Annotated in this window: 25 protein-coding genes; all 25 read right to left on the reverse strand. The window is 44.9% G+C overall.

Annotated features, from left to right (window positions below):
- Positions 1-13 precede the first annotated feature (13 nt).
- The 25 genes from LQZ07_RS19165 to LQZ07_RS19285 all read right to left on the reverse strand — a co-directional run bounded on the left by LQZ07_RS19165 (position 14) and on the right by LQZ07_RS19285 (position 18,884).
- On the reverse strand, positions 14-487 hold the full coding sequence (locus LQZ07_RS19165; protein ID WP_152786548.1) for a phage baseplate protein: 474 nt from the start codon (positions 485-487) through the stop codon (positions 14-16).
- Positions 487-2,058 (reverse strand): hypothetical protein, encoded by a 1,572-nt coding sequence (locus LQZ07_RS19170; protein ID WP_249483277.1) that lies wholly within the window; start codon positions 2,056-2,058, stop codon positions 487-489. The genes LQZ07_RS19165 and LQZ07_RS19170 overlap by 1 nt, the downstream gene beginning before the upstream one ends.
- A gap of 225 nt (positions 2,059-2,283) precedes the next feature.
- Positions 2,284-2,688 (reverse strand): phage tail assembly chaperone, encoded by a 405-nt coding sequence (locus tag LQZ07_RS19175; RefSeq protein ID WP_152786432.1) that lies wholly within the window; start codon positions 2,686-2,688, stop codon positions 2,284-2,286.
- 8 nt (positions 2,689-2,696) lie between these two features.
- Complete coding sequence (locus LQZ07_RS19180) at positions 2,697-3,113, reverse strand: hypothetical protein (protein WP_152786430.1); 417 nt, start codon at positions 3,111-3,113, stop codon at positions 2,697-2,699.
- A gap of 11 nt (positions 3,114-3,124) precedes the next feature.
- A complete protein-coding gene (locus tag LQZ07_RS19185; protein WP_152786428.1) occupies positions 3,125-4,633 on the reverse strand; it encodes a DUF3383 family protein in 1,509 nt (502 codons plus the stop codon).
- Between the two features lie 11 nt (positions 4,634-4,644).
- Positions 4,645-5,172 (reverse strand): hypothetical protein, encoded by a 528-nt coding sequence (locus LQZ07_RS19190; protein ID WP_152786426.1) that lies wholly within the window; start codon positions 5,170-5,172, stop codon positions 4,645-4,647.
- Positions 5,153-5,536, reverse strand: coding sequence for a hypothetical protein (locus tag LQZ07_RS19195; protein ID WP_152786424.1), 384 nt, complete (start codon positions 5,534-5,536; stop codon positions 5,153-5,155). The genes LQZ07_RS19190 and LQZ07_RS19195 overlap by 20 nt, the downstream gene beginning before the upstream one ends.
- Entirely contained in the window at positions 5,533-6,033 is a 501-nt protein-coding gene (locus LQZ07_RS19200) for a hypothetical protein (RefSeq protein WP_152786422.1), read from the reverse strand. Before LQZ07_RS19200 ends, LQZ07_RS19195 begins: the two co-directional genes overlap by 4 nt.
- Positions 6,000-6,401, reverse strand: coding sequence for a DUF4054 domain-containing protein (locus LQZ07_RS19205; RefSeq protein WP_152786420.1), 402 nt, complete (start codon positions 6,399-6,401; stop codon positions 6,000-6,002). The genes LQZ07_RS19200 and LQZ07_RS19205 overlap by 34 nt, the downstream gene beginning before the upstream one ends.
- The gene (locus LQZ07_RS19210) at positions 6,401-6,778 is read right to left on the reverse strand and encodes a hypothetical protein (protein WP_152786418.1); all 378 of its coding nucleotides are present in this window, start codon (positions 6,776-6,778) and stop codon (positions 6,401-6,403) included. Before LQZ07_RS19210 ends, LQZ07_RS19205 begins: the two co-directional genes overlap by 1 nt.
- A gap of 9 nt (positions 6,779-6,787) precedes the next feature.
- Positions 6,788-7,762 carry a major capsid family protein gene (locus tag LQZ07_RS19215; protein ID WP_152786416.1) on the reverse strand — a complete coding sequence of 325 codons (975 nt, stop codon included), beginning with the start codon at positions 7,760-7,762 and terminating at the stop codon, positions 6,788-6,790.
- A gap of 48 nt (positions 7,763-7,810) precedes the next feature.
- Entirely contained in the window at positions 7,811-8,356 is a 546-nt protein-coding gene (locus tag LQZ07_RS19220; protein WP_152786414.1) for a hypothetical protein, read from the reverse strand.
- A gap of 2 nt (positions 8,357-8,358) precedes the next feature.
- Entirely contained in the window at positions 8,359-9,513 is a 1,155-nt protein-coding gene (locus LQZ07_RS19225) for a DUF2213 domain-containing protein (RefSeq protein WP_152786412.1), read from the reverse strand.
- Positions 9,510-10,343, reverse strand: coding sequence for a phage minor head protein (locus LQZ07_RS19230; protein WP_152786410.1), 834 nt, complete (start codon positions 10,341-10,343; stop codon positions 9,510-9,512). The genes LQZ07_RS19225 and LQZ07_RS19230 overlap by 4 nt, the downstream gene beginning before the upstream one ends.
- Entirely contained in the window at positions 10,324-11,697 is a 1,374-nt protein-coding gene (locus tag LQZ07_RS19235; RefSeq protein ID WP_152786408.1) for a DUF1073 domain-containing protein, read from the reverse strand. The genes LQZ07_RS19230 and LQZ07_RS19235 overlap by 20 nt, the downstream gene beginning before the upstream one ends.
- On the reverse strand, positions 11,694-13,181 hold the full coding sequence (gene terL / locus LQZ07_RS19240) for a phage terminase large subunit (RefSeq protein WP_152786406.1): 1,488 nt from the start codon (positions 13,179-13,181) through the stop codon (positions 11,694-11,696). The genes LQZ07_RS19235 and terL overlap by 4 nt, the downstream gene beginning before the upstream one ends.
- A complete protein-coding gene (locus tag LQZ07_RS19245) occupies positions 13,171-13,761 on the reverse strand; it encodes a terminase small subunit (protein ID WP_152786366.1) in 591 nt (196 codons plus the stop codon). The genes terL and LQZ07_RS19245 overlap by 11 nt, the downstream gene beginning before the upstream one ends.
- A 48-nt stretch (positions 13,762-13,809) precedes the next feature.
- Positions 13,810-14,271: a hypothetical protein gene (locus tag LQZ07_RS19250; RefSeq protein ID WP_152786368.1), complete on the reverse strand. Its 462-nt coding sequence runs from the start codon at positions 14,269-14,271 to the stop codon at positions 13,810-13,812.
- Positions 14,272-14,280: 9 nt separating this feature from the next.
- The gene (locus LQZ07_RS19255) at positions 14,281-14,448 is read right to left on the reverse strand and encodes a hypothetical protein (protein WP_194164257.1); all 168 of its coding nucleotides are present in this window, start codon (positions 14,446-14,448) and stop codon (positions 14,281-14,283) included.
- A gap of 361 nt (positions 14,449-14,809) precedes the next feature.
- On the reverse strand, positions 14,810-15,361 hold the full coding sequence (locus LQZ07_RS19260; protein WP_152786370.1) for a hypothetical protein: 552 nt from the start codon (positions 15,359-15,361) through the stop codon (positions 14,810-14,812).
- Complete coding sequence (locus LQZ07_RS19265) at positions 15,362-15,784, reverse strand: DUF5675 family protein (RefSeq protein ID WP_152786372.1); 423 nt, start codon at positions 15,782-15,784, stop codon at positions 15,362-15,364.
- Between the two features lie 352 nt (positions 15,785-16,136).
- On the reverse strand, positions 16,137-16,394 hold the full coding sequence (locus LQZ07_RS19270; protein WP_152786374.1) for a hypothetical protein: 258 nt from the start codon (positions 16,392-16,394) through the stop codon (positions 16,137-16,139).
- Between the two features lie 84 nt (positions 16,395-16,478).
- Positions 16,479-16,799 carry a hypothetical protein gene (locus LQZ07_RS19275; RefSeq protein WP_152786376.1) on the reverse strand — a complete coding sequence of 107 codons (321 nt, stop codon included), beginning with the start codon at positions 16,797-16,799 and terminating at the stop codon, positions 16,479-16,481.
- A gap of 1,385 nt (positions 16,800-18,184) precedes the next feature.
- Complete coding sequence (locus tag LQZ07_RS19280; protein WP_152786378.1) at positions 18,185-18,652, reverse strand: DUF2335 domain-containing protein; 468 nt, start codon at positions 18,650-18,652, stop codon at positions 18,185-18,187.
- Positions 18,594-18,884, reverse strand: coding sequence for a hypothetical protein (locus tag LQZ07_RS19285; protein ID WP_152786380.1), 291 nt, complete (start codon positions 18,882-18,884; stop codon positions 18,594-18,596). Before LQZ07_RS19285 ends, LQZ07_RS19280 begins: the two co-directional genes overlap by 59 nt.
- Positions 18,885-19,016: the final 132 nt, after the last annotated feature.

Genomic DNA, 19,016 nt, shown 5'->3' on the forward strand with positions numbered 1-19,016 from the left:
TTGGGGCGTTGCGCTACACAGCATCAGTACTAGAGCTTGCGGTTTTCTTATAGCCATCTTCTAACCGGCCCTCAGGAATAGTGATCGTCGATAGTTGAATTTCATCAAATTGTTTGAACAGCACCGATGCAACCAAACGGCCTTGAAATGGTCCTGATTGTGTTGCGCGAACGTTGGCAATGACCATACTTTGATACAAGAAATGGCGCGTGACCACGTCATATAAATCGCGAGATAGATAAGCATTGCGCAGTGATTCATACAATCGAGCAGCCCTATCACCCAGCTCGTCACCATCATTATTTTGGTTTGACAGCTCAAAAGAGATGGTTACCTCATCGGGATTAAAAATGATATGGTCGCTGCGCCTGGCTCCAGTCTCCATGGCGAAATGAGAGACCTGCGAAGATAAATTGTGATCTTCACTGGTTACAACATCTGCTAAGTACTCTTGAATCTCACCGCCTTTGAATATCGCTGTGGCCATCAACCGCCCCCCAATGGCTCAGCGCCAAGCGCCGTTTGACTAAAGCCTGTACGGTTAACCACTTCTCTGCCAACCGCTGCCGAGTCCCCAGTTCCATTAACTGTCACATTTAGCTGGCGATTATCTGCAGCTTGGTTATTGGTGTTGGTGATGGTTGTTGCGGGAACGCCTGCCACCGGCGCAGCCTGATTTGTTTGCTGTGCTACTTGCGCCACACCATCAACAGCTTTGCTTAAGTCTTCATCACTACCAAAACCAAAAAAGGACTTTATTTTTCCGCCAATGTCAAAATCAACGATTTTCTTGAGTAAATCACCGAGGAACTTTTCAGCATAGGCAATTAAATCACCAAAGGCGGTTTTGAATGCTTTGGTGACATTACTGCCTAAATTCTTGGCTGCTTCCGCTAACCCTTTACCCGATAACAAGTCCTCAATAAATTGAAAAACTGAGGTGAATATATCTTTAAGAAAGCCTAAGTTCTTTTTAGCTTGTCCAATTAAGGCCTTCCAAAGCTCACCCCACTTGACCTTTCCAAAAATACCAACAATAAACGCAATTGTATCTTCCACCACTTTAGCAATAGCAGGAAAACTCTCAGCAAACTTACTGGCAAGATTGCCAATCACCGACTCCCCACCAGTAAACAGAGCCCATAAATCTTCAATAATGAGAATAAGCGCGGCAAGGACCAGCCCAATTTTGACAAATGGCAGCGCTGCAACAATAGCCGCTTTTGCGAGTACGCCTAATGCACCGGCTACCACCAAGGCAATCGCTCTAGTGGCATCAAGTTCGCCAGTAAACTCCGGCAGCAAGCCCAATAAGAAGCCGATAACATCGCTGACAATGCCAAAACCCATAGCAATGCCGCGCACAACTTGTTCAACACTGCTGGCAATGATTTCCTTGTTAGCAACAATAAAATCAGTCATGCCATTTGTTACTGCGCTAAGCTCTGGCAGCAGTCCAGCTGCAATAGCAAAAGCCACACCAAGCGCGGCTTTTTTTAAATTATAAAGTCCATCTTGAAAAGCGGCAGCATCCTTTTTGGTTTCCTCAGACATTACGATACCCAAAGCGCGCGCTTCCTCTCGAAGTGCAGCAATGCCATCACGACCTTCCGCAATCAGACGCAGCGTTCCTTGAGATAGCCCCAGCTGTTTACCTAACTGCAGCTGTTCGGTTCGGCTAAGCCCTTCCATACGCTCGGCCAAATCTTCTAGCATTTTGTCGGCAGGCCCAAGATTGCCAAATTCTTCAGCTAATTTGGATATGTCACCGCGCAGCTCAGCACTAGAGCCACCAACACGCTCCATTGCAAACTCTAGCTCTTGCAGTGACTCGTAAGTGATGTTGTTCTGGTCTGCAAATTTTCCCGCCTCATCAGCAGAAGCTGCAAAGCTAAGAACAAATGCGCTTATAAGACCCTGAGCAACCACAATGCCAGCGGCAAGCTTTTTAGCACTATCTTCCATGCCGCGCATGGATTTATTAAAGCCCTCTGACTCTCGCTTTACGCTAGGGTCGCTTTTAAGGCCGAGTAAGGTTATCAACTCATCGACGATCATGTTCTCTACTCGCTATTACATGCTGCTCCCAGCTTATCCAGTCTTGCAGCTCTAACATGTCGTGCATGTCGTAGATTTCCTGCCAGGTGTACTTCCAATCTTGGATATCTCGATAGGTCGCTAAGCCCGCTGTTACAACACGCCCGATAAGGTAAACGGCGTTCCAGCTATCTGGAATGGGTACGCCTTGCGGTCGCCTACCACTGTATATAAGCGGCTCGCGGGTTATCCGAAAAAAACTTTGACGTTGGCGCTGATGGCCCAGATGATTAATTGAAAGGTATTCTTTGGGTGTTCTTCTAAGTGTTTGTTTAGTTCATCTTCATCACCAAGCATTACCTGACCAGCCCAGACTTTTCCATGAATGGCTTCCTTGGCTAAGCTGTGAAGCTTTTCAGCATCAACCTTTGGTATTGAATCCGCCAAAACACCAATAAGCTTATCCATTGACTCTTGGTTTTTTGTGTCTTTGGCAAAGTCTTTGATGCCTTCAAGCCCCAGCTCACCACTAGCAACGATGGGGGCCAATGCCTGCGCCACCTTGGCAGCAAAAAGTGATTGCTGCATTGGAGGTAGCAACATAATTTTATATCGCTGTTTGTTGATCGTCTTCTCTTCAAACTTAGCCATTCCCACTCCTAAATGGTTTCAGTGATTTTTTCGATATTAAAAATAACGGTTTTGACTTGCTGAACCTTGCCACCTGTGGTGCTCTGACCAATGCTTTGGATTGAACACCCTTGCAGAGATACGGGCTCACCAACACCGGTCACCAATTGAATAGAAAACGTCTTTGCACGAAATGTCTTCTGGTTTCGCCAAAGTGTTTTTAACTGAATAAGGCTTGCAGAGCCTGGCTTATAGTCAACCTCAAGTTGTCCGGATTGGTCAGTAGAAAATGACGTGGTTGACTCATAAGTGCCAGTGGTAATGGCTGAGCCTTCCTCGTTGGGAATAAGGCGAATAGGATCGCCCTCAAAAAGCCCGACTTGCGGGATTAAATCTACAATTACAACCGTTAGTGCTTGGTTGTAATTACGCACTAAAACTGACATCGCTAACTCTCCTAATCCTGCGCAATAACATTGATAGAAATACTGTGGTTAGCACCAGCTAGCTGCAGGTTAATTTGCATCGGTGGACCAATACGAGAAGCGCGGTCTGCATCCGTTTGACCACTTAATTCACCTTGAATTATTTCATAAGCAGGGATCACAATAGTGCTGCTTGTGTCATCAGGATCGATGATTTCTCGGTCTGCTAGCGTGCCGTTGGTAACATAGCGCTCACACACAACCACTGCCGCATCGCGTTGAATCGCTTGGCCAGTTGGTGTTAATGGCACTTTTCCGTTGCGAAGATAGACGTTAAGCATGGCCACCTCTAACTCTTCAGTAAAGTTATCAAGGTTGATTAGGTCATCAATCCACCAATTGGGGTTAACCTGGTCACCATCGCGGAAGGTGCGCGAGTTACTGCCAATAAGCGTAAACGAGTTATAGCCCTTACTTTGCAGCGTGATCCACTGGGTTGTTGAAAGGCCAACAGTCGCAACACCTGGTAAATCTTTAAACTTGGCCGTGATAGCAGTGTTAGCACCGGCATAATCAACGCCCAGCATACGCGCCAAAATTGACACCTCAGGGTAATATTCAGCGTTATCGTGATAAGCTGGAGCAATAGTGCGCGTATAGCCATTTTGAAAAAGTACCGGCCCGATATCTGTTGAAGTATCCGCGTCCCATGCTAACGGGTCATTAGAAGTTAAACCTAAAATAGCACGGCGGGTTTCTGCCCACCCTGCTGCGTCGATGGCATCTTGAGAATCTCGGTAGGCTTCATCAAGTGTCCAAGCATAAACAAATTGACCGCTGCAACGGGCTGCATCTTCGATAAGTGAAAGCTCGGTAATAAAGTCAGTCGGCGCATAACCAATGACCACGGTACCGTCTACACCATTTAAAAAGCCATCACCAGATACATCGGTGCCGGTGGCAGGATCAACTGCATCCATTAATGAAACGGTAGAGTCATCACCCGCCGTTGGTGAAGTAATGATAAGCACTTCACCTTCTGCTTCAACGATGGTGTTAGCCACTTGAGATTGCAATGCAACCTCAACAGTTAGCGCGATGTCATCCAAGTCAGTATCACTTGAGAAATCAAGTCCGGTGATATCATAATTCGTGCCATCAATAGCAATGGCAAATGAGCCATCAGTTATCGCATTAAGCGCATCAACATTTACACTGCGGGTTTTCAAAAAGCCCGATTGAGGATCGCTAAAGGCTTGAGCCACCGCCATAGTTTTAGAGCGGTTTCGCTGAGAGAAGAACTCACGCCCTGCTTTCCATGGCTCAGAATTAAGACCAAAGTCGTCTTCAATGCCTTGAATGTTTTGATAATAACGGATACGGCCAGCGCCATGCGTCAGCGGACCAGTGTTAGAGACAAATACCAACACTGACAAGTCTGTAGCCTGTTCAGTTTGCGCTTTTGATACTTGTACAAACACATCAAGCGACCTAGGTAAAGACTTATTGCCACAGGCTACAATTTCAGAGATAGATGGCATTTTATGCCCTCCTAACAATTAGAGTCGACAGGCTGGTCTTTGTTGTAGACTTCGCCCTTGTCGGTTTCGTTTATGGATAAATTAAAGGTGTTTTGATACTCGCCAGTGAAATTTTCACGCAGCGTGGTGTGCAAAGTAAGTTTTGATTGCCAGCGCTGGCGCAGCGTACCAACTTCCAGCGCAGTTAAGTTGTTCGGTTCGGTAAACCCACCAAGGCCGCATAGCTTCCACAAGTCAAAGCTTCGGCCTGCCGACCAGGTTGAAGAAAGAATGCGGTTAATCACTTGATTGGAATTACCGCCAATAACTTCAAGAGTAACTTGAACAGAGTGTTGCTGGTAAATACTCTCTGTAAGACCATCTTCTGATAGCGTTGTCACAGGATGATCAAGTGGTTTAGTGTCGGTTATTTGAAAAGAACAATACGGATCCTTTGGCCTTGGCTGCTCATCATAACCAGCAGCAACAATTACTCGGCTAGTGACTAAGGCAAGCCAATCATGAAGAGCTTTTTCTAGCTCATCGAGTGTTGTCGACATCACGATGCCTCGTCAATATGTAACGATTAATGCCGCCAGTGTGTATTTCCCAGTTCTGTGTTTTCCAAAGCTTCCAAACATCACCAGCATGGCGAATGTAGGTTTGATTGGGTTCCTCTTTGTTGTTGGTCACATCATGCGCATACACCGCTGCATCTGTGTGCATTATCAGTGCACCATCACTCTCTGCACCATCTAGGTTAAGCGTTGCAATCTTATCGCCTGCTGGCTGTATAGTGGCCTTAATGAATCGGTCAGGTTCTTGGGTTGACATCCAGCGGCCTTTATCACGAACCCCTGTAATATCGAATGCGACAACCCGCGTAGCAAACAAATTATTGGCAATCCTAACAGGTAGTCTCATTTAGGCTTTCTCACAGCAAAATTAATCGATTGAACTAGCAACTTAGTATTAACAAGCGGATTGGCTGAGCCTTTTTTCTTTATGATGGTTGAAGCTGCATTAGGAGGCTCCTTTAAATCATTGATAGTTTGCTGCATAACATCAACTGCCGGCGGCCCCATTTGTTGCAAGATGTCAGCAATGCTAGCTTTCCCTTGGTTTAGCACTGGTATCAAAGATTCAGCTATAGGAGCGGTTTTCTCTATCATTGGCTCTGAAGATAAAGATATAAAAGGCCTAGCAGGTATGTTACGAGAAGGACTTCCAAAGTTATTCACCGTGGCCACTAGCAAAATAGACGTGCCGTCTTCATATTTAGCGGATGATCCTTCGCTGTTCACCGGTATCCCTACAGCCAATTGCTCTTGGCTTTCCATAGATTTAGTTAAACGCTTAAGCCATCCTGGATTAGTTCGCTTAATGCTTACCGGCATACCAACATCGCTTTTCTTAAGCATTGCTTGCGCAGCGCTAAGAATTGTTGACCGTAAGGTGTCTGCCAATACCACGCATCTTTAGCATTGCTGCTAGCCGATTGCGGTACAGTAAAACCAACAGAGAGACCGTCTGCACTGGCAGAGCTAACCACTCCCATTGGGCTACTTTCAACGACTCCATCATCATTGGTCGCACTGTTGGCCTGTCGATTTTGTGACAACGCCAAATTGTGCGCGACATAAGACAGTAAAGCCTTGGCATAACAGCGCCCCCAGGCTTGCTCCGATAAATGCTCGTCTGCATCGTCAATGTAGATTTGCACAACCTCGTCACCTATCGAGCTAAACTCAGGATATAGTGCACGAAATGTTGGTAAGTCGGCATTCATTAGCGCTTACTACGCTTAGTTGAAGCAGGTGCATCACTCTTAGGTGCATCCACTTCTGCTACCGAAGAGTCAAGAGTTAGACGCTCATCTAACTCTTGATTCAGCTCTTCTGGTGCGCCTTTGGATTCAGCGTTATCCAATGATTCTAATGAAACATCTTCTTTTTTCGCTTTAGTTTCACTGTCAGAAACCACCAAGCGGCGCTGAGTAATCAACGCTTGAATTGCTTTGTTGGTTTTCAGTTGATTCCAAATTTCATCTTCAATAGAAGCGTAGGCACCAGGCAATATGCTAACCGCTTTGCTTTTGTGGCCCTTATCATTTGACGTTTGCGGAACCACAAAAGTACGGCGCTGTTTATTAAGAACAACTGGCATGTTTTCCCCTTAAATACCGTCTAGGTAAAGCGATGAGATAGGTTGGCGAATGTGGTAAGGACCAAACTTGTATGAAGCAAACAAATCGGTTTCAAAACCACGATAGAACGGGTCGAGCATGGTGAAATCTTCTGGCATTGGCATCCAGTGATAATCTGCTCGAGTATCGGTAATGCGCATGCGGTCAGTACCGCCAGCACCAGCGGCTTCTAAGTGACGAAGCGGCTTGATGTTCAGCTCTTGGCCCGTTACTTGGGTGTACACATTGTTTTTCTTAATGTACTCAAGAATGGTGATAGAGGTGTTGTTATCAAGCCCTGTTTTCTTGGTAGATATCAGTGCGAATTGCTCAGGCGGAATTTCAACTTTATCAGGGATAAACGCTTGCTTTGAGCCCACCCAAACCGCTGAAATACCGTTGTTGATATCCGCTTCAATTTGCTCGGCATCTTTATTCGCCCACTCGGTACCCGAACCGGGATCAACAACCACCGAAGCAGGAATATTAGGGTGGTCAATATAGCCCGTATAATCTAAATCAGGAAAACCATAAAAGAATACCCGCTCAATATGGCGCTCGGTAGCTTCACGCATAATTACGCCATACTCGTTCAGTAGATTCATACCTTCATGACCAAACTGAATGGCGTTTAAGTCATCACGGTCAACGTGAGCGGAAATAGCTGAAGACTCCAGCGGCACAGTGACCTTGTTCATGCCTGCGCCAACAGTTGGAATATCTTTACCATGCGAAGCACGGAACGAGCCCACACCTCGACGGTCTTTTACTTTGTAAGATGCGCTGCGTGCCCCTACGTTAATTGAGCGGTCTACCGATGCCTCAGGGACACAAGTAGGCCATAAGATCTCAGGCATAACTACATCATAGGCCGCTGTTTTAATGTCCTCAAAGGCATTAACAACGATGCCGAAACCATCAATGCCGCTAGGATTTCCAGCGGTATAGGCATTGTTGAATTTCATAATTCTTACTCCGAATAGAAACAAAAAAGGGAGCCGATGCTCCCCGTGTTAGAGTTTGATACGCCCGACAGAGCCGGGGCTCGATGCTCCGTACCAAGAGAGGCCTGTTAGCTCGATAACACCAGCACCATCTGTGTTAGTAAAAGAGCCTACAGGTAGACTTGGTGCTTGCGTTTCATCTATAGACATGAACACGGGATCACCATGTGCAATGGCTACTGGAGTATTGGCACCAATAATCATTCCCGAGCCGCGCTCCGCAATAGTAATAAGCTGCTTAGCGGGTCGGTAAGTGGTATTTGTTTCATCATCAATAATGAAGCTTTGAGTGCGAACAACCATACCAACAAAATCAGCATCCACACTGCCAGACTCAGCCGCTTTAACCGGATAAGGGCTTCGAATGTGAGCGTAGCTAGGGTCACTGATATCGTAAGGATCGCCTTTTACGACACCTTCAGCCGGTACTACTCGCGTCTCATTGACATAAGTACGGACATTTTCGTTTTGTGCTGAACCAAAGTCTGCAATTTGACCAGGATAAAGAGCACCAAAAGTGTCGTATACCTGATCCTGAATAAAATCTAAGCTCATGGTTACGCTCCGTGATTACGCTTGATTGTGTGGGGTTTGGGCTGTTCGTTGTTAATCTGTAATGCTGTCGCGCCAGGAACAATCGATGCGACACCAGCAGTTTCTTCATAACTACGATATAGCCCTTGAATGAATGCGGGATCTTTGCGTTGCTCATCAGTCAGCTCGGGCAAAGAGTTTACCGCGCGAAAATTAGTCACTACGGCTTCTTTCAGCTCATTACCACGAAGACCATCAATGACTTTTAAATCGCCTTTGATAGCGTTCATGATTTTTTCAGCGCCAGCTTTTTCATTAGCCATACTTTCAGCTTCTTGCTGTATACGCTCAGGAGATAAAGCCGCTTCAAGCTGCTCTTTAGCGGCCTGTAGTTGTCCTTCAAGCTCGCCTTTTTGAGATTGTAGCTCGCTCATCTGAGCATTAATTGTTTCAAGCTGCGTCATGGCTTCTTGCAGTTTTGCGGGATCGGCCATGTTGCTCATTTTTTCTTTATGTTCGTCTTCGGCATTTTCTAGTACCCCGACATCTTCATTCGCAATGCGAACACTCTTGCCGTTTGAGAGCCTTACTTTTGTAAATTCCACGGCAGTTTCTCCTTCTTCGTTTTGGATCCGAACAGTACTCCCGCCGCGGCCTTTACCGATGGGCAATAGAGCAATATGATTAAACTTAAAATTGGTTTGTCGACCGTGATAGTCACGACCTCCTAAGGTTCGACCAAGCCCCCAATCCACATCTGACTCATAGCTACTAGAAAGATCTTGCAGCTTAAGAGGGTCATCATCCGGCAGCACAACGCGCTTCACCGTGTCTAAATCTGTAATCATGATGTCGGCGACAAGTTGATCGCCAACCAATTCAGGTATCCCGGTAACATGACCTACACTGTTTGTTGCATCAATGGTTTGCCATTCATGCCCAACAGTAAGTAAGCACCCCTCCAACGTTTCGATAGCACCAGGCTTGGAAAACTCGTTTTTATCCGCGTAAAGATAAATCGTGCTTCCAGTAACAATGGCTGCGGGGTATTCGGAAACCTCATCGAGCAAATAAGGCATTACAGAGTCTTCAATGACTACAGCCTTACAACGCAAAAAACCGGTTGTATCGTCAATCATCCAAGACTGATTGGTGAATCTAAACTTAAAGTTTTTCATACGAATTGTGCTTTTATCTTCTCTAAGTCAATAACGGGCCTAGCTGTGCAGCGACATAAAATAGGCTGTCCAGGGTGGCCATCATGCGGTGGTTTACTCCAGCTAAATCGCTTTCCTTCTCTTTTCCAGTGATTGCCGTGCTTGTCGTTGCCTTTTGGATATTGACCAGCCGGATTGCCGACTACGCGAATATCTTTAGAGTTAGACCAATCGTATTCATCAATGCCGTTTGAGCGCTGGCGAACTTCGTTAAGCGATGAAGCAAGCTTTGATGTTTGGTCTCTTGCGATTAGCTTTGCTTGAGTTCTAGATTTAGCCCCCATTTCAGCAATAGATTCAATCAGCGGTTTTTCTAGTGTTCCAGCAAAGGAGCTCTCAACGACTTGAGATATATCTGACCAATACTTAGCGCCGACTGATTCAATAAGCTCAACATTACGAATAATGCGTAGGTCAAGCTCACCTCTCACCTCTGGTTCGTCAGTAATAGAAGCCCAGTCAACACCAAACGCACTGGCAATCATTCGCTCAGTGCGGCGACGATGCTCATCACTAAAGCCATCAACAAATTGAGGCGCTAAACGCTTGGCGAGTTCATCAAATTGATGTTTTGACGCATTAACGGCTTTTGCTAGGTATGCACTAACCGCTGCTTTGCTTGCTCCCTGTTGCATCTGTTGAACTAACTGCGTAGCGGTTCCGCGCTGCAATTTCAACTGTTCCAGCATGCCTTTTCGATAGGCAACTTCTGCTGAGCGTGAAGGCTTTACAGGCTTACCAACTCTTACTTTTTTGCGGGCCTTAGACGGGTCAAGCGGCAAGATTATCATTAGCCAGCAACCTATTCATTTCGTCCAAGATATCTTGGTCATCTTCAACCACTATGGGCTTAATAATATCCAGCTCTTCTGCTTGCTTCTTCGCTTCGTCATCTGAAATAACACCTGAGTTCGACAAGGTTGTCACTGCAGTCGCGTTATTCACTCTGATAGTTGACTTCTCAAGCTCGCTACTTGTCCATAAAGGCTCAAACTCAATCTCAGGCATTTCAACACCCGCACTTTTTGCAGCGATAATTGCGTATTTTTGCAACTGCGGTTGTAAGTCCTGCTCGCGGTCGTTTTCGATGCGACCGTAATAGTTTTCTAAATCACTATCACCGGTGGCATTTAGCCCACCTGGTGATTGACCGATAAATCTAGTTGCTGGGATATCGGCACTGGCAGCTAACACTTGAAGGAACAGCAAGAGCAACTCAGGCACACTACCGAAGCTGGTAGGCCTGTTTTCTATGTCGGTCTTGCCATCTATACCACTATCGAGTACAGCGGCGCGATACATGCTAATTTGCTTTACAATCTCCCGAAGTTCAGCGTTGCGCTCCTCAGAAGCCTCACTACCGTCACCGCCATCCAGCTCCATTTTGGCGATAATAACGCTGGCCATATTCACCAGGTGAAAAGCCGCTTGTCGTGTTCCGGTCGCTCTGGTCAAATCATCAAGTATCGGCTCAAGTACCGAGCGCCCGAAGCCAATCTGATACGAGCCCCCTTTAGGTGACAGATATTTATCGTGCTGATAGCTAAGTGGGTGACCATCAAAAATAAGCAAGCGTGATTCGTGTATTTCCACGCCGTTAATTCTATATGTCTCCGGCTTACCGAAACGCGGGTCCAGCGCGTTATCACTCACAGTAACTCTGGTCACTCGATGCCGAGGAATAACATTAAGAAACTTTAAATCACCTTCCGATACGGTCTCAGGATGTAGCGGCTCCTCTGGTTTATCTTCGTTAGCTGCCACCCCCATGTAAATCACGCATCCCCCAAGCAAGCGCTCAATGGTTAGCGCGCGTTTGATTTTATCAAGTGTATCAAGGCGCTGATCTAACTTATCAAGCTTTTTGATTTGGTCTTTTTCAATGTCGGTATACTTCCACCCACCTCTCAGCATGTCATCAACGGGGATAGTGACAATCTTGTTTGCCTGCCAATCAGTGTAGAAGAGGTTGCTTACAGTCTGGTCTAGCGCCTGCTGCGAACGCGGCGGATTAGGAAGGTAGTCGCTACCTTGGTCCATGCAACCATCAGCGCCACTTGGACTACTGTAACGCGCATTATTAAACCGCTTTTTATTCAATTTTTTTTGCTGTCTATTGCTGCGTTGTCTTTTTTTTCTGGTCATTGCCCGCCGCCGTATCGACGCCAAATAGAATAAGCCATAGTCATGGCATCCACTTGGTCATCGTGTAAATGTGTGTCGTTGTCTGTGAAGCGTTCACATTCTTGAGTGAAACCATCCACCCATGGTGCATCATCCGGTAACCAGATATCACCATTCATAATGGGCCAAGTAGTCTCTTTAACTCGGGAAACTCTGTCTTTAGGAAAGCGAAATTGTTTAGGCTCCCAATCACGAGCACCTTTTACTCCACCCTCACCCTTTCGAAGCGTTTGTGTTAGCGATTTGCCACTTGCTTTAGCTTCAATATAAAGCCTTTTGGGTCTCCGCACGTTTGGGTTAGAAGTGTGCCTTTTCCAAAACTTACGACAGTTGATTACTAGATCAGGAAATTCCCACCAACCGCGTATTTGGTCCAACAAGTACATGCGGGTCTTACCCTCACAACCCCAGAACTGAATAACAGAAGGATCGTTACTGTCGTCTTTGGTGTAAGCAGTATCTGCTGTCATGAACAAGAAATTACACCGAGCAAATACTTCTTCATAGCTTAAGTAATACTGCCACCACTCAGACTTAATCATGCCACCACCGAGCGGCGATGGATCTTGCTGAATCTGGCCAGCAAAGTGCCACTTGTTTTTGCGCTTCATCGCGTGAAGCTCTTCAAGGGAGTGCTTGTCCGGGCAGAGCGCTTCCTCATGGTCGGTGTTCTCGTTGATAATACCAGTGAGCACTAAGCGCTCCCACTTGAACTCATCATCAGCAAACAACATGCCACAGAAATCCATTTCATGTATCCGCTGCATGATCACAATGACAGGCGTGTGGCGAGAGTTGCGCCGGGTCTTTATCGTTTCATCCCAGCGACGGTTAACCGCTTCTCGCTTTACATCGTAGTGAGCATCATCAGGCTTTAGCGGGTCATCGATAGAGATGTAGCCACTAAAAGTAAACTCACCGTCTTGGTATTCATCAGCACTACCTGCACCAAAGCCAGTAATACCACCACCCGCTTGGCGAGCTTTGAATGTGCCGCCGCCAGTGGTAGCCCAAGCTCCCTTACCATCCTTATGGGCCTTGGTCGCGCACTCAGGCCAAAGGTGAAGAAACTCTTCGCATTTAAGCACCTCTCGAATATCGTTCGAGTTATCCAGTGCGAGAGGCTCATCATAACTAAGGTGAATGTTTGCGCATGCAGGGTTATTAGCGTAACCCCATGCCGAGAATAGCTTGATAGCTAACTCGGTCTTGCCATACCTGGGCGGCATATTAATGATGAGGAACGTGAGCTCACCATTGAAAATAGCAATCAGCTTTTTGGCTATCTTCCTTAAATGCTTCCACCACTTGAGCTTCTTTTTCTTGCCGGACTTAACCCAAAAAAAGTAGGAGGCAAAAATATAAAAATCGGACTCAAGCAGTTGCCTTGCAATATTTGGTTTAGCCCACACCAGTTCATCGACAAGCTCAACATCAATCTTCATCTGACTTGATGGCGTTAGCTAGTGCCTGCAATCCTTTAGGGCTTAGTTCCTTAGTTGGCTTAGGGCTCATGCTTCCATCAGAGCTGGTGTGATCACGTTTTTCACTGAACGCTTGAACATCGATGTGCTTGCCAAGGAGCTCAAGGTTTTTGACTTTATCCGGCCACTTGATTTTCTTGAGTATGCCGGCGAACTTTCTTTCGTTGCCGGTACCGTCGTAAAGCTCAGAAACATCCATTCCCGATAGCGTGGTTCGCCAGACCTTTGGCCATAGATGCACAGCTAAGATATTGCTCTCATCATCCAAGATGTCGGCCACGTCCATTTGGTCTATTTCAACTAAGCGGCCAAGGATGTAATCAGCATTGATTTGGGTTCGTTCTGCCCTGGCTAGCTTTAGTTCAGATATCTTTTGCTGAATGTCAGGTTTTGACAGGTTCTCGCTTGCTGTTCTTCCTGCAGTCTTTTCACTGTATCCAGCCCGAATAGCGGCCTGCGTTGCATTTAGGTCAATTAGGTACTCCTGGCAGAACGCTTCTTGCTTTGGAGTTAATTTCTTTAATTTAGCTTCTTTCTGCATACCTAAACACCAATATTCACTTTTATAAGATAAAACCCCGAGGATTTACTACACCTGTTTGCATAAATATTCTTCTATATCGACAGTTGTAATTTTCCCACCAGTGTGAATATTGCGGGTTGAAGCATACGCCACAGCCTCAGCTGATGATTTTCCAAAATCCATTGCAGCAATGGCGTATGGAGCGCCTGACCCCAAAGCATCGCTGTGGTTAATAGGAAGCCATTCAGATATCCCGCTATCATTAAGATAAATGTAAAAAACCTGTCCTTTGCTATCCAGTAAAAACGCCGCTATATCCCAGTCCTGCAGATTACCCTTGATTTGACCGCCATTTTCAAGTCGAATAAAGTCTTCTGTCTGGGCGCGATTGCCACAAATAAACCACATGCCCTGCTCGTTCTCTCTGGTTTTGCTTGCTTCATCATGAACGATAATGCTATTTCCCTGAGTGGTGCGACCATCGACACTGATAGTCTTTTTTTTATAGTCATATGCAATAGTTGTCATGCGTTCCTTTTAAGCTCCCCAAAAATAAAAAATACACCTGAACACGCCGACTTGCAGTGCTTTAGCCATCATAACCACCAGCCACACGACACATGCCAGATACGCGATTAAAGCTATAACCTTGCCCGGTGTATCCATTATGGGGATAAGCTTTCTTGGTGAGCGTTGCTTAGTCATATTAGCTACTCGCTGCAATCAGAGCTGCCGCACCAAACGTAAGTGACGCAATAATCAATGCAGCAGCTTGCATTTTCCCAACTTGACCAGCATCTTTTTCGTTCATTTCTTACGCCTTTTTCTAAGCTCTTTTGCTATATCGGGCAAGCGCCACACCAATATCAACAAAGCAATTGAAAGTACTATTTCGTAAGGATTCATATACTCACTCAATATGATGAAAATCTCGGCAAAATCTGCCATAATATCCATGCAGTTACCTCTAGTATGGTTAGGGTGATTGTCATACCTCAGATGCTGGTTACATCGTGAGGCGATATAGAAAAAACCCTCGGTTGCCGCCGGGGGTTTTCTTTATCTGCTATTTGTTAAGCAGGCTTTCTATCATCGTCTTTTGCCTAGGCTTATCATCAATGGTGCTATGTCGGCTCATGGTTTCTCGTTTTAAGTCCCCAAAATAGGCTCTTACTACATAAGCAAAGGTACCGGTTAAGGTTATAAATAGAGCGCCAAGCTCTATGCCGTACTCCAATATGGCGGCGGGGCCATGCTTATAAGTAATAAAACCTAGTGATAGAACAAACGCTGCGGCCATTGCAATAAGCGCGTTCATGGCCTTGTTTACTATTTTGGCTCGCGTTTCTTGACCATCTGATTCACACATGGCTTTGTATCTCTCAGTACGACCGCGCTCTTCCTCAACCTGCAAGTTAATTTCAGCCAAGCTGATTTGTGATTGAAGCTCAGGTGGCATTGAATCGATAGCCCTTTGGGCCTGCTCTCCAGTGGCATTTTCTGGAAGCTTTTTATCTTTAGGCAAAAAAGCGTTAACTACGGTGAGCGCAGCAGCGCCGATAGGATTACTGGAAAGAATGCCTGCACCAACTTTGGTTAGCACGTCCAAAACTTTCATTTAATGTCTCTCAATGATCAGTGTGTGCACTTGGCGCTCAGGAAGCAGGGCAAGTAACTCTTTAAGTGCATCCCGAGAGCGCAACACTCCCCAGGTATCACGATGAAATTCTTTGCCAGGTGCGATACACCCATGGAGCTGCATAGGAAAGTTAGCAGCATGAATTAAGCAGTGGGTGCGCTGGCTTGGCCCCTCAAGCGTTACCCCTAGACTTTTAGCTTCAATAGATAAACAGTGCTTAAACTTCGGGGATTGGTGATGCTTTATGTGGTACTTGCCCGGAGGAATGCAGCTAATAAATGGCTCGTTGTTCATCCATTCCCGCTCGACCGTGACACAAATACGCTTACCAGCAAAAAACATCTCACCGAAACAACCAATACCAGGAATGTTTTTTGTCTTTAGATGTAATGTTTTGCTCATTATTTCCTCGGGCATAAAAAAACCCAGCGCAGAGGCTGGGTTGAGTTCATCGTCAATTTAGGCGGCTTACTTATGCATTAATGGGATGCCACCCCAAACTTATCCCTACCATACGGTCTCATGCGGGATGCGCTGCTATCACATGTATAAAAAAACCACCTCGAGGGTGGTCTTCCTAAATACAATGTCGTAGTAACTAAGTCGCAACTCTAGTTACTATATGAATTAGTATAATTCCTGTGCGCACAAGTGCAAGATATACCATGTAATGTTTTTGTATTTGCTATGAGATTTTCAGCAGAGACAAAAAAACCAGCTGCGAGCTGGTTTTTAACATTAAGTCAGCAACTTTTTATTTTTGTCGGGCATTGCATTTGTCCGCATCGTAATAGAAATCTAACCAGCCGCCGCTTGGCTGAACGCGGCTAGAATCGGCCCAGTAACCTACAATCCACCGCTTAGACAGATTAAATATTTTGTAAATATCGCGGTTGTTCTGTTGGGTATGCTCAACGGGAAAGCCCAACTCTTGGGCGAAGTGATACCAATCTAAAAACGAACCCTTAGCCACCTTAGAACCGTAAAGCTCATTGACTCGCGTTAATCGCATTTTGCGCAGCCTCCCTAGTGATATTCTCGACCTGTACTGTTTCACCCATTAATGAGTATTTCCTAGGACTTATTAACTTAACGACTACCACCAACACCCATAAGATAATTCATCGGGGTCGTGCGGCAATTTCAAAAGTTTATCTACTGAGCCAGAATACCAAAGCTTAAAGTTTTTCCTGCGAGCACCAAAAGGCGCAAGACTAATTAAAACCTCTTGTGCTTGTGCAACCATCGGATCTTGAACAGTTTTGCCTAGTTTAATTTGTTCGTGCAATAAAGGTACTAATGTTCGGTAAACCTCATCAGAACGCTTCTTTGTAGTTATTTGCTTAAACCCCAAGGATAGCATTGTGCCTAGAGGGGATGCGGAACCAAGAGCTTTAACTGTCCTCATAGCTGACATTATTCACACTCCATAATATGTAAAAAACCCAAAAGTCGGTTAAAAAGAAAAAAATCAAATCTATGGTGATATCGCTATCTTGATCCCAATAAACAACGATAGGTACTAACATGAAGTACAACGCAGTGAAGAGATACGTCACTCCTATTGTTTGGACCAACCTAGAGCTAAGGATATCTTTTCTGTAGGCCACCCCGAATAGCGACACTAAAGCAAAAAAGACTATTGGAAATTGTAATGATTCAAGCATTGGAAAAAATGATTCCATTACAACTTGCTCACTAGAAATTTTCATTAAGTAATCTTTGACAACGTGGCTAATCAACAATAACCAAAACAACACTTTTGCTGCATATACCATAAAACACCTAGTTCTAATTTAGTTTATATAAGCGCATCGATTTAATCTTTATATATTACAATCAGCAAGATAAAGAAATAAAGTGATAAACTAAACAATATTAGAATAGTTTTAAAAAGTCTTTATTAATTGATGTAATGACATCAACATTTGGTCAAACACTCACAGGCCGACACTAGAAGCGTTTATAACTGCTTTCAGGTGTATGGCCAGCGGTGGTACGGCCAATTAATTACTTCACCAGTTAGCCTTATTTGGGTAAACTGGTAAATGATTTAAAAGCTTGCAAGTTTTCAATGTCTCCTGATTTATATGAGAATCAAACCCTGCTTTTTGCAATCTGTTTAGGCTGTTTCGCTCAAAACACCAATCAATGACTGAGGCTTTACCACCACTTTTATAAAGCTCGTTTGCTTTATTTAGTCCTGAGACAAAAACCGCTGCCATAGTGCAACTAACAATCAAAAAAATTAAAATCCAAATATTATGGATCAACTTAGGTGACACGCCCACAAATTAGCAGCCTTATAAGTCAAAAAATATCAACTCACGTCTATTAGACCCAAGAAAAAAACACAATGTATATTCTTTACATATGATTTGTGTATGGTTTACGTATCAATCCTATTCTCTACTTTTATTAAAACAAGCCACTGGTATGTGAGAAAGCACCACGTGGTAGCCTTGGAGGATGACCTCTAGCCTTTACTTTTTCCTTACGTGACTCGTTGCTATATGGAGGTAACGTTTTTTAATTACCGTTTCAACTTTGAATGTCACTCAAATAACCTCGCATCCATCCACACCCCGTGCACTACAAAGTCAAATAGGCCAAGAGCTTAGCCTATTTGTTCTGGTTGTTACTGCACACTAGATGTGTAGTTAGTCACAAGGGCAAACCTCTGCCGCCAGACTAAAATCGTTAACCCACATCTCAGCGAGAAACTCACCTATCTTTGCGAGTTGTTTAGCATTATCTAAATTATCGCTCTGCATTATATTGGCCTTTTTTCCCATTATACCTCTAGCCTTTCCGGCCAATTATAAAAGCAGAAACCAAAGCAACCAAGCCACCTGAACCGATAACCCCACCCCATCCTGGGTGTCCCATATAAGTAATAAGTGCACTGGTTCCTAGCGTTGCCAACCCTATAATCAAAGCAAACACTTGACCTAGAATTGTTTCTCTTGATTTGGCTGCTAACTGTTCTCGCTCCATCTCCCTTTCGTGCTCAGCATCCTTTTCTGCCATATCTATAATTCTTTCCACACTTCCAGGGGAGAGTCTTTCTAAGCTTTCTAGGATCTCTGGAGGAGGAAGCGGGCTGCTGTATCTTTCATGGCGAGTTAAAAGCGCGGTTATTTCTATTAGCTGTTCTGGTTTGTCGGCTAGCTGCTCGATTACAGGGTTATCTATTCCCTCAAGAGCCTCTTTAATAGATAGGTCTTCGGTTTCCCGATCCGAGCCTTTTTTTGTCTTTTTGTTCTTCATATTCAATAATTTTATTGATTGCGCTAAGGGCTTTTAACTCTTTAATATCTTTAGCACTAAGCTTATCCACTGCCCGTAGCTCTTTTCCCACCACAACAGTATTGACCATCAATCGCCTGCTTACATTGCTCCAAGCAATCTCTGACGGGCTTTTTTTTGAAGCGCCCCGTTTAAAGTCGGTGTCAGGCCAAACCGATAAAGCCTGAATAAAGCTTTTCAGTAGGTTATTCATTGAAACACCCTCGTTGTTTAAATCACAGTCAATACAACTATGATTGTAGTCAATTCTGAAGCAAAGCGTTTATTTGATCAAATGATTTACACAAATATGCGCATTAAGCCCGGGTTAACGGGCTTTTACATG

Origin of the sequence: Agarivorans sp. B2Z047 (genome assembly GCF_023373605.1) — a bacterium.
In the GTDB taxonomy this organism is placed as follows: Bacteria; Pseudomonadota; Gammaproteobacteria; order Enterobacterales; family Celerinatantimonadaceae; genus Agarivorans; species Agarivorans albus.